We start from the raw sequence: 12,647 nt of genomic DNA, 5'->3' as shown, positions 1-12,647 counted from the left end.
GCAAAGCGTTTAATAATGGTTGAGTATGTGCAAAAGAACGGAACCAACAAAGAGATAAGGCGCTCCGGACAAGCCGAAGCGCCTCGTAAAGATTCGATTAACGTTTGAGGGCCGCGGCGCGCCTACGACGCGGTGATGGTGATGGCTTCGCCCTCGTGCGCGAGCCGCACGGTGAGCCCGCAAGCCTCTGCCAACAGCCGCGTATAATAAGGCTGGATCGCGTGCGCATCCGCGGCCGGGCCGCGCTCCCCGCTCAGGAGTTCGGAGATGTTCTGCGGCAGGCGCGCATTATGACCGGTCGCGGTGACCCGGAAGCTCATGGTCTCGCCGTCACCGATCGGATCGATCGTCAGCATGCCGCCGCGCGGGATCGTGTGCTGGGAAACAACCAGCATATTGAGCAGCAGCTTGACGCGATTCTTCGGCAGCAAGAGCCGCGGCAGATTCCACGTGATCGAGCACTTGCCGTCCTCGATATGGCCGCGCGCCATGGTCTGGGCGTCGCCGAGGTCGATCTGCGCGCCGGACGAGCCGGCCGCGCCGAAGGCCAGGCGACAGAACTGGAGGCGGGCGGAGGCGGTTTTCGCGCTCTTGCGGATCAAATCGAGCGCGAACTCGCGATCCTCGGGCTTGGGATCGTCGTCGAGCACTTCGAGCCCATTGACGATGGCGCCGACAGGGCTGATGAGATCGTGGCAGACCCGCGAGCACAGGAGCGCGGCGAGTTCGAGCGCATCTGGAGCGGTAGCGGTACCGGGTGACGAAGCGTCAGACATAAAGGGTTCCTGGAATTGCACGGCGCGGACGCGGCGAATCACGCATGCTTGACGAATGCCGCAGGTTCTAACATTCGCAAGCCCGTGGCAGCTAGCTTGCGATCGGCTCGAAGCGGCCCTAAAGCCGCAGCGAATCAGTCGAGTAGGATGGAATTGCCGATGAATGAGGCATGCAGGTGAAGCGGATCATCGACGGCCCGGCCGCCTCCCACCTGATGGAGCCGCTCACTGCGCTGGTGGTGAAGGCGGGCGAAGCGATTCTCGCGGTCAACCGCGCAGCGATGCGGGTCGACGGCAAGCAGGACGGCTCGCCGGTCACCGAGGCCGATCTCGCCGCCGACCGCATCATCGCCGACGGCCTGGCGCAGCTTGCGGGCGACGTGCCGACGCTGTCGGAAGAGCGGACCCAGCTCGCCTCGCCGCCATTCCGCGACAGCTTCTTCCTGATCGACCCGCTCGACGGCACCAAGGAGTTCGTCGCCGGCCGCGACGAGTTCACCGTCAACCTCGCCCTTGTGACCGAAGGCGTGCCGTTGCTGGGCATCGTAGCCGCGCCCGCGCTCGGTCTGCTCTGGCGCGGCATCGTCGGCCGCGGCGCCGAGCGCGTCAGTTTTGACGGCACGAGCATCGGTGCTGCCGAACCGGTCCGCACCCGCACGCTGCCGACGCAGGGCGAGCCCTGGATCGCGGCGGTGAGCCGTTCCCATGGCGACCTCAGAAGCGAGGCGTTCATCGACGGCCGGCCCAATGCGGTCAGGAAGACGGTCGGCTCGGCGGTGAAATTCGGCCGGATCGCGGAGGGCAGCGCCGACATCTATCCCCGCTTCGGACCCACTTGCGAATGGGATGTCGGGGCGGGCTGCGCGGTCGTAACGGCGGCCGGCGGCAAGGTCACCGACGGCAAGGGTGGCGAGCTCCGATTCGGCCAGCGCGGCGACACCGGCTTCATTATCCCGGAATTCATCGCCTGGGGCGATCCGCAGGCGGCGGACCGCTACTGACTGAGCTGTTCCTGGAGCGCCGGCCAGCGCTTGCGCACCTCATAGAGGAAGCGCTCCGGGTCGGCGGCGAAGGCATCGCGGTTGGCCTCCCGGCTGAACAGATAGAGCCGCTGCGCCGAAATCACGTAGAAGCGGGGATTGGCGGCGACGGCGACGCCGCGGGCGATGTCGGCCGGATCGTAGCCGCCGAACTGCGGTCCATAGATCTCGGGATGGGCCAGGAAGGACGCCCGGTTGCCCTCGTTGCGGAAACGCCAGACCGCGCCCCAGAGGTTCGCCTCGAACTCGGCCGTCCCCTGCACGGCCGCGCCATCGACGAAATAGGATACTGGGTCGAACCCCTCGATCGCCACGCCGCTGAAGCGGTTGACGACGATCCGCTCGGTGGTGGCGGCCTCGGCCGGCAAACCTGCGCAAGCGATCCAAATGCCGGCCAGCAGGCAGACCAGAAAGCGGATCAAGGCGATTCCGGGGCGCAAAGGGCTATCTTCCTGCCGTTGTGCCGTCATAGTTGCTGCGGATAACATCCGAGTCGAGGGGACATCCGGCGCAACCTAGAGCCGTGCCTGTTGGCGTCAGGTTAAGGAAGCGGCGGGATTCGATACCAGGGGTTCTTTTATGACTTTCGCATCACGCCTTGCTGCGGTCGCGCTTGCCGCGCTGGTCGGCTGGATCGTCCCGGCCTCCGCCCAGCAGCCGCCGCCGCCCAATTTGCCGCCGCCGCAGCGGAGCCCGTCACCCAGCACCTATGGGCCGGACGAGCTCGTGACCGCCGGCCACCGCTTCTTCGGCAACGTCTCGCGCGGGCTCGCCTCGATCATCGAGAAGGCCGTCAGCCAGTGGGGCCTGCCCAACGGCTATATCCTGGGTGAGGAAGGGTCCGGCGCCTTCGTTGCCGGCCTGCGCTACGGCGAAGGCACGCTCTACACCAAGAACGCCGGCGACCTGCGCGTCTATTGGCAGGGCCCCTCGCTCGGCTTCGACTGGGGCGGCGACGGCGCGCGCACCATGACGCTGGTCTATAACCTGCCCGCCACCAACGCGATCTACCAGCGCTTCGCCGGCATCGACGGCTCGGCCTATATCATCGGCGGCTTCGGCATGACGGCGCTCACCGCCAACAACATCGTGCTGGTGCCGATCCGCTCGGGCCTTGGGCTGCGGCTGGGCGCCAATATCGGCTATTTGAAATTCACCCCGCGCGCGACCTGGAACCCGTTCTAAAGCGCGATCGCGCTTTAGATTGTTGTTCGAGCATGATCTTTCCGGAAAACCGTTGCGCACTTTGCGCTGACGCGGCCCTTCGGGTCCGGATCATGCTCTAGGGCTCCCTCCTCCGGTCCGATTCCGGATTCACGTTAACAACAGGGCGGGGCTGGCTTTTTGCCGGCCCGCCATGCATTGTCTTTGGTAAATTTTTCCTTGCTTTCGGAGTTCTGGCCCCATGGTCGAACCGATCATGTACCTGGCGATCGGCTTCCTGCTCTCGATGCTGTGCGGGCTTGCCATCGTGCCGCTGGTGCATAACCGCGCGGTCCGCCTGACCACGCGCCGGCTCGAGGCCGCGACGCCTCTGTCGATGGCCGAGATCCAGGCCGACAAGGACCAGCTCCGGGCCGAATTCGCCATGTCGGCGCGGCGGCTCGAGATGAGCGTCGACCAGCTCAAGAACAAGACCACGAGCCAGCTCGCCGAGCTCGGCAAGAAGAGCGACGCTATCAACCGCATGAAGATCGAGCTCGGCGAGAAGAACGCCACGATCTTCGCGCTGGAGGCGCGCGAGAAGGCGGTGAAGGAACAGCTCCGCGCCACCGAAGAGGAATTCAGCGCCAAGACCGAGGCCCTGCGCGCCGCCGAGAATGCGCTGACCGACAAGCAGGGCGAGCTCGCAAAAATTAATTCCGAGCTGTCCGACCGCTCGATGATGGCGGAGAGCCGGCAGGTCGAGCTGGTCGCGGTGCGCGCGCAGATAGAGAACTTGAAGAATCGCGTCGGCGACGCCGAGAAGGAATTTGCCGCCACGCAGGCGCGGCTGACGCAGGAGCGGACCGAATCCGAGACCGCCTCCCGCGAGCTCGGCGATGCGCGCGGCCGTGTCGAGAATCTGAGCCAGCGCGTCACCGAGCTCGATCGCCAGCTGATCGTGCAGGTGAAAGAGGCCGAGATGCTGTCGGGCCGCGTCGCCGATCTCGAAGGCCGCCTCGCCACGCAGGGCAAGCTGCTCGCCGAGCGCGACTACGAGAACAACCAGCTCCGCCAGGCCAACGAGGGCAATGATCGCATCATCAAGGAGCTGCGCGTCGAGATCGCCGGCTTGAGCGGCGGCAAGTCGTCGGCGGCGTTCGAATCGCTCCGCGCGGAAAAGACCGCGCTGGAGGAGCAGCTGCGCACCGCGCGCGACGAGCGCGCCAAGCTCCAGCGCGACATCAATGCGATCCAGCAGCAGGCGGAGAGTTCCTGGGCGACCGAGCGCATGGAGAATGCGCTGCTGCGCGAGCGCATCAACGACATCGCAGCTGAAGTTGCAAAACTCGCGATGCAGCTCGAAGGCCCGAACTCGCCGATCGAGGCGCTGCTGGCGGCCGAGGCCGGCCAGCCCCCGAAACCGGCGCCGCGCCCGGCCAATGACGCCGCTGGCAATGGCGCGGCCGCAATCACCCTGCCCGAGGGCGGCGGAACGCTCGCCGAGCGCATCCGCGCGCTGCAGGCCCACGCCTCCCGCGCCCGCCAGCAGGGCGCATAAGCGGCCCAAACCACGGTTTCGCCTGCGATTGCGTGATTGACGGAAGGTTTTCCGGCTTCGAGGCGCCTGGAAACTTGACACCTTTGGCCCGCACTTCTAAATCGCGGGCTCCGATGTGCCGGCCGGCCGAAAGTCCGGCCGTCGGCATGATGGTCCCGGGCGCATAGCTCAGCGGGAGAGCGTTCCCTTCACACGGGAGAGGTCCAAGGTTCGATCCCTTGTGCGCCCACCATCCATCTTCCTGAACCCTCTGCCGGTTGCGAACGATCACCCAGGCCTGACGGCTGTCGGGGCCGTCTGATCAAAAATGTCGAAAACAACCCCATGCACAGTAGCCGGCATCAGTCGGATCAATGGGTTGCGCATTTTCCGAATTTCGATTGACGCGTCGGGCAAAACACCGGCATGATGGCATCATCCAAGGAGAGGCCCGCACCACCGAGCGACTAGCCCGCCTTGACACGCGAGAGGTCCATGGTTCGATCCCATGTGCGCCCACCATTGATCCTAGATTTCAAGAGTCGCTGAAAGCTCCCTTGCGAGGCGTGCGAACGTCCGCTTTGCCAAAAGCGGTCATTCACCCGAGGTCGGCTTTTGACCCAAAGCGGACATGCCGACCTCGGTCATCGCAATAAGCTGGGTTGGAGCTATCCTATTCACAGAACCTCGAGGACTATCATCTTTCGGTGGTCTTTGCGGGACAGGCGACTGGGACGTACATCGATATCGGCGCAGGGGCATCCGGTAGCTGAACTGTGCTTCGGAAGCTGGTAGCGGCGCAACCGCGCTTCAGACCCGTCCGTTGACCGGCAGCAGCGCGCCGGTAACGGCGCTGGCGGCGTCACTCGCCAGGAAGAGGATGACATCGGCGAGTTCCTTTGGCGCGACCCATTTGGAAGAATCGGCCTTCGGCATGCTGGCGCGGTTTGCCGCGGTATCGATGATCGAGGGCAGCACCGCATTGACGGTGATCTTGCCTTTCAACTCGGCAGCTAGTGACTCCGTCAGCTTATGCACGCCGGCCTTCGACGCCGCATAAGGACCCATGCCGGGGCCGGCCTGCAGTGCGCCCGTCGCACCGATATTGACGATGCGGGCCGCCCGCGAGTTGAGAAGATGCGGGATCGCTGCGCGCGAAGCATTCAGCGCGGTCTCGACATTGAGAGCATGCATGCGCTGCCAAACCTTGGGATCGCCGTCGGCAATGGTCTCGAAGGCAAATCCGCCAGCAATATTGATTAGCGCGTCGATCGCGCCAAAATGCGCGGCGGCGGCATCGATCGCCTCTTTCGCCTGTGCCGCATCGGTCAGGTCGATGCGGCCGAATTCGATCCGCTGGGCTGTTGCGGCGAACTGCGACTCAGCATGATCGATACCGGCGACTCGCGCGCCGCGCGAAAGGGCTTCCTCGGTGACCACCTTGCCAAGCGCGCCCAGCGCGCCGGTGATGATAAAGACGTTACCCTTCATGGCGGTCTCCGTGCGAATGAGAATGAATCGACGCCGCAATCACTATGGTCAGCAGAGCTTCAAAATGTGCGCCGCCCTGGCTGAGATCGACCGCGACGATACCGGGATAAAATGCCGACGACGCCCGGCATCCGCCCAGGCTTGCGGCGCATATCATTGGCGCCGATCTGCCACAGTCACGCATCACGTCTTCCACTTGATCATCGTCCGCAGGATGCTCATTGGGCGGCCGGCGTAGGGCGGCTGAAATAGCATTTGGATCGGCGAGAGAGGACCTTGATAGAAGACCGGGCGCAATTTTGAAAAGGTGTTGAACCCCTCGCGCGCGTGGTAATGGCCCATACCGCTCGCACCGATCCCACCGAATGGCAGGTCGTGCTGGCCGACGTGCAGGAGAGCTTCATTGACCGATACGCCACCCGACATCACCCGCGAGATGTAGAAGTCGCGCAGCTCGGCATCGGAGGTGAATGGATAGATTGCCAACGGTCGGTCGTGACTATTGATATAGTCGGCGACCTCCTGCCGATCTGTATAGGTCTTGATCGGCAGGATCGGGCCAAAGATCTCGCGCTGCATGACAATCATGTCGTCCGTCGGATTTAGCACGAGATGCGGTGGAAATTTGCGCTGCTTCGTGTCCGGAATCTGCCGTTCCGCAAGATTGACCAGGACTGCACCCTTTGTACGGGCATCCTCCAGGGTCGCCTGCAGCCGCGTGAACGACGGTTCATCGATGATCGACGTGTAGTCTTGACCGTTGATGTCCGGGAAGCGCTCGGCAAACAGCTTGCGGCAATGATGGACGAACTCGTCCTCACTCCCTTTGGGCAGAAACATGTAGTCGACATTCGTACAGATCTGACCGGCATTGAACATCTTCACCCAGAGAATGCGCTCTGCCGCTGTCTTGACCGGGAAGTCAGGCCCAACAATTGCAGGTGCCTTGCCGCCCAATTCAAGCGTGACAGGGGTGAGGTTGCGGGCCGCGTTTGCCATGACTGCGCGACCAGTCGCGCCGGATCCCGTGAACAGCAGATGGTCGAAGGGCAATGACGAGAATGCGGGTCCTCGTCCGCCGCCATCCTCGAAAAAGGCAAGCTTCTCGAGCGGGAAATACTTTGGCGAGACACGGATCAGGACCTCGGCGAGCGCTCTTGAATTTTCCGACATCTTGACCATCGCACGATTGCCGGCGGCCAGAATTGCGGCGAGCGGGCAGAAGCTGAGGTTAAGCGGGAAATTCCAGGGAACGATGACCCCGACGACGCCGAGCGGCTGTGGGATGACGCGGTTGCGCGCGAGCGGGTAGGTCATGAAGTCGACGTGCCTGCGCTGCGGTTTCATCCACTTTTTCAGGTTCTTTCTGGCGTCGGCGATTGTTTCCAGGACAACGAAATATTCGGCGAACAGGGTCTCGAATTCAGACCGGTTGCCGTAGTCGGCGTTGATCGCTGCGACCAGCTCGTCCTTGTTGTCCTTCAGGAGTTGCCCGAGGGCCTTCAGGTCAGCAATGCGCTGATCGTAGGATGGCTCGGGCGCCGCCAAATAGGCCGCCCGCTGCGCGGCGAAGCAGGACTGCAGTTCGGCGGGAATGTCGACGGAACGGAAATTGACAGGCACGTTCATGATGTTCGCTTTCTCTGGGTTTCGCGTGTCCTCCAGGTGGATAACCAGGGCACGCGCTGACCGTGACCGTGTCAACTCCAAGTCAGTGCATGCTTGCGCTCGCATGGACGGAGCCCGGCCTCTCATCCATGATCCGCTTGATGGCGCGAGCGCAGCAGCCGCACTGGGCGCAGCATCCGAGGCAGGCATACACCTCGCTCATGCGGGGCCGTCGCGCTTCTTTTATGACCACTGAGCGCACCTGGTGGTCGCTGAACACATTGCAAGAACAGACGATCATCGCCTTCTCCTAACCAATACCAATGAGTCGGATGAAGACCGCCACAAGCGCGGTGCTCCAGCCGCAAGCACGATGGTTTCCGCTCGGCTCATCTCGGTGTGGCCAAGAGGCCGCTCGCGGACCAGATGGTTACCCATTCCAGCTCCTTCCGAGGCATCGCGAACGCTTGCTGCGGCGCCTCGACGCTACCCGCGTTCAGGTGGCCTTCTGCTTAGCTTCGGTCTGCAGGTCTGCTTCGGTGAAGCCACGGCCGCCGGGGCGGAGCGCCGAATGTTCGCGCTTTGAGTGGACGAGCGGGTAGAACATCTGCGTCGTCCAGCGCTCCGGGCCAAACAGGATGTCGTCCTGCAGGCCGACCTTGGCGGGATATTTGCGTGTGATATGCGCCGTGCCGAACAGCACGTCCCAGAAGAACAGCAGGTTGCCGAAGTTGCCCTTGTAGTGGCCAATGCCATCTTCGTTGGTGAGCGCATGGTGCGCCTGGTGCGTGGCCGGCGTGGAGATGGTGCGCTCCAGCACCCACATCAGCGGATGCAGCGCGCGGATGCGGTACAGCGGCGCATCCCACGCCCAAGCGCAGTGCGCGCCCAGGATGACCGCCAACTTGATCACCAGGTACGCCGCATAGACTGGGCCGAAACCCAGGTACACCGCCACGCCGCCGATCCACAGGCCCGGCATCATCAGGTAGTAAAAGAAGTTGTTGCGGTAGGTAATGCGCACGCTCATGTAGGCCGCGCTGTGATGCGCGCGGTGCAGCGGCCACAGCAACGGCGTGTGCGAGGCGCGGTGCCAGAGGTACTGCGTGAGGTCATCGCCGATGAGCAGCAGTCCGGCCATCGCCCACCATGGCAGGTTGGCCCAGGCGTCGTGCTGCGTCGGCATGAGCCAGCTGCACAACGCGTTGCTGCCCAGCAGTGCGATAGGCTGGGTGATGGCGATCAGGCTGACGAACATCAGCACTTCAAGCCAGGCGTCGTTGGCTGTCGCGTTGCCGCGCACGGTGGCTTGATACCGCCGGGTGACGAACTCCATGGCGGCAAAGCCTAGGATGCAGGCGCCAATTAAGAGGTACTGCAATTGCGAGCTCATATGGGACGTCTCCTGCCGCTCTCATGTTTTGAATTGTGGAACGGTCTAAGGGGTGTCGCCATATTGCGTCCAATGCATAATATTCATCGTCTTGATGCATGGAGAGCAATGCCGTGAATCTGCGCCGCCTGAATCACGTTGTCGCCCTTGCCGACACTCTGCACTTCGCCCGCGCCGCCGCAGCCGCCCACCTGAGCCAGCCGGCCTTCAGCCGCAGCATCCAGGCCATTGAGAACGACCTGGGTATCCGCCTGTTCGACCGCGACGTTGGTGATGTCCGCCCCACCCGTGCCGGGGAATTCGTCATTGAGCGGGCGCGCAAGCTGCTGTTCGAGGCGCGTTGCCTGCAGCGCGACGTGGATCTTTACCGCGACAGCCAGCTCGGCGACACGGCCTTCGGCGTCGGGCCGCTGCTAACGGCCACCCTGATGCCACGCGCGCTTGTGGCGTTGCGCCGCCAGCACCCGCAGGTGGCGCTGCGCATGGAGGTCGGCAACTGGGCGCAGTTGCTGGAGAGCTTGCGTACCGAAAGCATCGAGTTCTTTGCCGCCGATGTCCGTGACATGCCTGGGGATGCCGCGCTGGACATCCAGTTGATCGGGGGGCAGCAGGCCGGCCTGTATGTGCGGGCAGGACATCCGCTGGCCGGGCGCGAGCACATGCTGCAGGACGTCTGGGCGTACGGTCTCGCCGCACCGAAGTTGCTGAGCCCCTCAAAGGTGGAGCTCGCCGCCCTGCTGGGCCTGCCTGCGGGCCAGGAGGCCGCCATTGCGCTCGAGTGCGACAACTACGGCCTGCTCAAGACGGTCGCGCTCACCACGGATACTGTTCTGGGTGCGACGAACGCGGCGGTACGGGGGGAGCTGGAATCCGGCGCGCTTGTCCGGCTTGTCGTACATGGCTGGCAGTCGCCGCCGTCAAGCACGGGCATCGTGTGTTTGCGAGGGAGAACCTCGTCGCCGGCAGCCAAGGCAACCGTAGCAGCGATTGTGCGGGCAGCGGCCGAGATCAACGTCTAGGCGCCTTGTCGCACTCGACGCATCGTCCGGTGCGGATTACCGGCCTGTCCATATGACGACTGTTTCGAAGTGATCGACCAGACGCCGGAGTCTGCTTGTGGCCCTTAGCCGACCTCGCTAATTTCCCAAATGTCCGCTTTGCCCTCGCAAGCAGAATCAGGCAGCCGACCGACATGGGCCAGATTCGGACATCGCAGCACAATGGGCATCTTGATCAACTCGAAAAACCGCTGCAGCAGGTCGCGACGACCACGATAGCAGTCGGGGCTCGCTCTGGCCGGCAACCTCGATCATGCGAACGTTAGGGACCGAGCGGCGTGAGGGCGCTGCGCAGTGGCGCGCTGGAAATCTGCATCAAACCCGCAAATGGCTGACCCAGCTCCAGGACCAGGTAGATCGCCCCGGCGGCCGACAGTGCAAAAACGAACAGCGAGCCGAAAACGGTTGCGCTGGGCTTGGCAAACAGGCCGAAGCTTCCAAAGATGATGGTGAGCCAGAAAATCAGCACCACCAGGAACGGCATAGGGATCGAGTTGTTCGTCTGTGCGAACAGCAACAGGCGGGTTTGCGCAATGTCGGTGGCGATCTGTATGGCCCTGGCTTGCAGGGAGCGCTGGGAATCGTTCTGCGGCGAAAGCTCCTGAAGCTTCGCAAAGAATGCTTCGCTTACGGCGCTGGCCTCGAAGGGGTTCGCCTTGGCAACCTCGGAACTTTTCTCGCGCCACATTCGATCGGCTAAAACAACGATGGCGCGCCGCAACAGATTGCGTTCGTCATTCGCCTCCGGTCCGTACTGCGCCAGCAGATTGTCGAGCAGGACAACATTACTCGTCATCTGCGTGACTTGAGTGCTCTGCGTGTCGTAGGAGCCCTTCGCCGAGGCGATCAGCAGACCGAGGACAAGCGCGGCTATCGTCCCGATGAGGCCCGTGCCCAGCCTGACCACATCCTTGTCATCCGTGCTCAAGTGATGCCCAGGAAGGAACATACCGAGCAGGGCACCGCCTGAGATGCATAGAAACGTGATGCACGATAGCGCGATTGCATTCATGATTCACCACTGTGTTGCGAGGCGTGTCGTGACTTAGCGCTGTGTCGCCTTCGCCGCGGAGGCAACTGCGGGTCCCTTGGCGATCAATGTGCGTCGGTCGTGAATCAAGCTCTCCAGCCGGTGGGCTGCCACGTTCAATGTGGCATCATCCACCGCGCTCTCGTCTCCAGCAGCGGATTTGGCGAGCTCCGCCTTTAGAATGCGGTCGATTTCGTCTTCGATATCCGAAAGTTCAGCCTCTGTATCGACTTTCCGAATCCGGCGCGCCAGGGCGTAGAGAGAATCGAGCGGGCCTTCGGCTGCGCGGCTGCCGAGGCCCAGGAATTTCCACGCCGCCGCAAGCATGGTGGCAGCGCCACCCAGTACCATCGGCGTCAAATAGATCCAGTTGCCGTACTCATCCATGAAGCTTTGCGTGGTGCTGTTGTAGACGGCTGCGGCGCCAGGGTGCAGCGGAAGGTAGGCATCCTGGTCGGTGCTGGGCGCGGTGATCTGCGCGAAAATCGGCTGCTCACGCAGAAGATTCCTGCGCGCGCTCATGATCGCCTCCGTGAGGTCGGTTACCAGATCAGTGCCAAGCTTCTTTTGCGCAACCAGATATAGCGAGGTCCTCAGAGTCGTCAGGTCATCTTCCGGGACCGGCGGCGATCCCCGCAGTGTGCCCTTCGGGACGTCGAAGCTTTCAAAAGCGCGCTCATTCTCTGCAATTGCCCCCGCGGACTCGATTGGGATCAGTACCGGGGTCTTTTTACGGTCAAGCTGAAAAAATCCGCGAACGAGCGAGAGGTATTTTTCGGCGAGCGGGATCACGACAAGCAGGGCGCTGACTTGCTTTGACTGAATGGCTTGCCGGACATCCGTCAAAGCAAGGTTCTTGAAGACAACTTTTGCGCCCGCCAGATCGTATCCCTTGGTCAACACATCGACAATTTTGGCGTTCACTGCTCCGCCGACCACGCCGACCGTGCGTCCCTTCAGGTTGGCAATGCTGTCGATGGACGATCCCGGCGGCGCGATGATCAGTACGACCATATGGCTGACGACGACGACGGCTTGCGCCTGCGACAAGTCGCCAACATCGCCGCGAACCACAGCGAGATCGACCTTGCCCGCGGAGAAAGCGGCAGCGGCCTCAAGCGCGGTGCCGCTGTCGATGACCTTGAGCCGGACCGGCGCGTTCGCTGAAACGAACTCGCCTGCCATCGCTGACATTGCCTTGGCCGCCTCGCCGTCGACCGAACCGACCGCCACAGTCAGCGTTACCGGGCGGCTGTAGTACCGATAGGCAAGGAGACCCGCGCCTGCCGCAAAGGCGACGACGCCGACGAGCAGGAAAAAGCGAAGCCACAGCGGCAATTTCATCGACATCATGCTCGCCACCTGTGTGGGTTCGCCACGTCCCTGCCGCTGTATTTCTGCACACCTGCGATGCCCGCAAACGTCCGCGGCCAGAATAGCTGCCAGCCGCCGCTCTACGTGCTCGCTGCTACGGCAGATGAGGACGTTGATCTATATCAAGCTCACCCACCGCTGAAGGTCTACGGGAAACGGCCGGCAAATCGGGCTGTTTGCGCGCCCTATGCGGC

At 63.0% G+C, this 12,647-nt stretch carries 11 protein-coding genes and 1 tRNA gene; 5 read left to right on the top strand and 7 right to left on the bottom strand.

The features are described from left to right. Positions 1-122: 122 nt before the first annotated feature. Complete coding sequence (gene chpT, locus AB7535_RS01105; RefSeq protein WP_063985400.1) at positions 123-776, bottom strand: histidine phosphotransferase ChpT; 654 nt, start codon at positions 774-776, stop codon at positions 123-125. Positions 777-946: 170 nt separating this feature from the next. On the opposite strand from chpT, the gene AB7535_RS01100 reads away from it, so the two are divergent. Further along, positions 947-1,777, top strand: coding sequence for a 3'(2'),5'-bisphosphate nucleotidase CysQ family protein (locus tag AB7535_RS01100; protein WP_094183830.1), 831 nt, complete (start codon positions 947-949; stop codon positions 1,775-1,777). Here AB7535_RS01100 and AB7535_RS01095 read toward each other — a convergent pair. Next, positions 1,771-2,256 carry a YHS domain-containing (seleno)protein gene (locus AB7535_RS01095; protein WP_085398734.1) on the bottom strand — a complete coding sequence of 162 codons (486 nt, stop codon included), beginning with the start codon at positions 2,254-2,256 and terminating at the stop codon, positions 1,771-1,773. The two genes, AB7535_RS01100 and AB7535_RS01095, sit on opposite strands and share 7 nt — an antisense overlap. Positions 2,257-2,395: 139 nt before the next feature. Here AB7535_RS01095 and AB7535_RS01090 point away from each other — a divergent pair, with 139 nt between their 5' ends. The 3 genes from AB7535_RS01090 to AB7535_RS01080 all read left to right on the top strand — a co-directional run bounded on the left by AB7535_RS01090 (position 2,396) and on the right by AB7535_RS01080 (position 4,752). Further along, entirely contained in the window at positions 2,396-3,001 is a 606-nt protein-coding gene (locus tag AB7535_RS01090; RefSeq protein ID WP_028151234.1) for a DUF1134 domain-containing protein, read from the top strand. Between the two features lie 220 nt (positions 3,002-3,221). Next, entirely contained in the window at positions 3,222-4,520 is a 1,299-nt protein-coding gene (locus tag AB7535_RS01085) for a hypothetical protein (RefSeq protein WP_085398735.1), read from the top strand. A 157-nt stretch (positions 4,521-4,677) separates the two neighbouring features. Then, a tRNA-Val gene (locus AB7535_RS01080) sits at positions 4,678-4,752 on the top strand. A gap of 557 nt (positions 4,753-5,309) precedes the next feature. Here AB7535_RS01080 and fabG read toward each other — a convergent pair. From fabG to AB7535_RS01065, 3 genes are all read right to left on the bottom strand, one after another. Next, a complete protein-coding gene (gene fabG, locus AB7535_RS01075; protein WP_085398751.1) occupies positions 5,310-5,990 on the bottom strand; it encodes a 3-oxoacyl-ACP reductase FabG in 681 nt (226 codons plus the stop codon). A gap of 183 nt (positions 5,991-6,173) precedes the next feature. Next, positions 6,174-7,619: a coniferyl aldehyde dehydrogenase gene (locus AB7535_RS01070; RefSeq protein ID WP_085398736.1), complete on the bottom strand. Its 1,446-nt coding sequence runs from the start codon at positions 7,617-7,619 to the stop codon at positions 6,174-6,176. A gap of 475 nt (positions 7,620-8,094) precedes the next feature. Continuing rightward, positions 8,095-8,991, bottom strand: a complete 897-nt coding sequence (locus AB7535_RS01065) for a sterol desaturase family protein (protein WP_038388984.1) — start codon at positions 8,989-8,991, stop codon at positions 8,095-8,097. Between the two features lie 113 nt (positions 8,992-9,104). On the opposite strand from AB7535_RS01065, the gene AB7535_RS01060 reads away from it, so the two are divergent. Next, entirely contained in the window at positions 9,105-10,010 is a 906-nt protein-coding gene (locus tag AB7535_RS01060) for a LysR family transcriptional regulator (protein ID WP_085398752.1), read from the top strand. 301 nt (positions 10,011-10,311) lie between these two features. Here AB7535_RS01060 and AB7535_RS01055 read toward each other — a convergent pair whose 3' ends face one another. Beyond that, positions 10,312-11,061 carry a bestrophin-like domain gene (locus AB7535_RS01055; protein WP_085398738.1) on the bottom strand — a complete coding sequence of 250 codons (750 nt, stop codon included), beginning with the start codon at positions 11,059-11,061 and terminating at the stop codon, positions 10,312-10,314. Positions 11,062-11,094: 33 nt separating this feature from the next. Next, a complete protein-coding gene (locus AB7535_RS01050) occupies positions 11,095-12,432 on the bottom strand; it encodes a TAXI family TRAP transporter solute-binding subunit (protein WP_085398739.1) in 1,338 nt (445 codons plus the stop codon). Positions 12,433-12,647 lie beyond the last annotated feature (215 nt).

The sequence above is a fragment of the Bradyrhizobium sp. 956_D2_N1_4 genome, assembly GCF_052076025.1.
In the GTDB taxonomy this organism is placed as follows: Bacteria; Pseudomonadota; Alphaproteobacteria; order Rhizobiales; family Xanthobacteraceae; genus Bradyrhizobium; species Bradyrhizobium barranii.
The sequence above is the reverse complement of the archived record's forward strand: the minus strand, read 5'-3'. Positions and strand labels throughout refer to the sequence as shown.

Coding starts and splice junctions, on each gene's coding strand:
- chpT (WP_063985400.1), bottom strand. CDS start 776: ATGTCTGACGCTTCGTCACCCGGTACCGCTACCGCTCCAGATGCGCTC.
- AB7535_RS01100 (WP_094183830.1), top strand. CDS start 947: ATGCAGGTGAAGCGGATCATCGACGGCCCGGCCGCCTCCCACCTGATG.
- AB7535_RS01090 (WP_028151234.1), top strand. CDS start 2,396: ATGACTTTCGCATCACGCCTTGCTGCGGTCGCGCTTGCCGCGCTGGTC.
- AB7535_RS01085 (WP_085398735.1), top strand. CDS start 3,222: ATGGTCGAACCGATCATGTACCTGGCGATCGGCTTCCTGCTCTCGATG.
- fabG (WP_085398751.1), bottom strand. CDS start 5,990: ATGAAGGGTAACGTCTTTATCATCACCGGCGCGCTGGGCGCGCTTGGC.
- AB7535_RS01070 (WP_085398736.1), bottom strand. CDS start 7,619: ATGAACGTGCCTGTCAATTTCCGTTCCGTCGACATTCCCGCCGAACTG.
- AB7535_RS01065 (WP_038388984.1), bottom strand. CDS start 8,991: ATGAGCTCGCAATTGCAGTACCTCTTAATTGGCGCCTGCATCCTAGGC.
- AB7535_RS01055 (WP_085398738.1), bottom strand. CDS start 11,061: ATGAATGCAATCGCGCTATCGTGCATCACGTTTCTATGCATCTCAGGC.
- AB7535_RS01050 (WP_085398739.1), bottom strand. CDS start 12,432: ATGATGTCGATGAAATTGCCGCTGTGGCTTCGCTTTTTCCTGCTCGTC.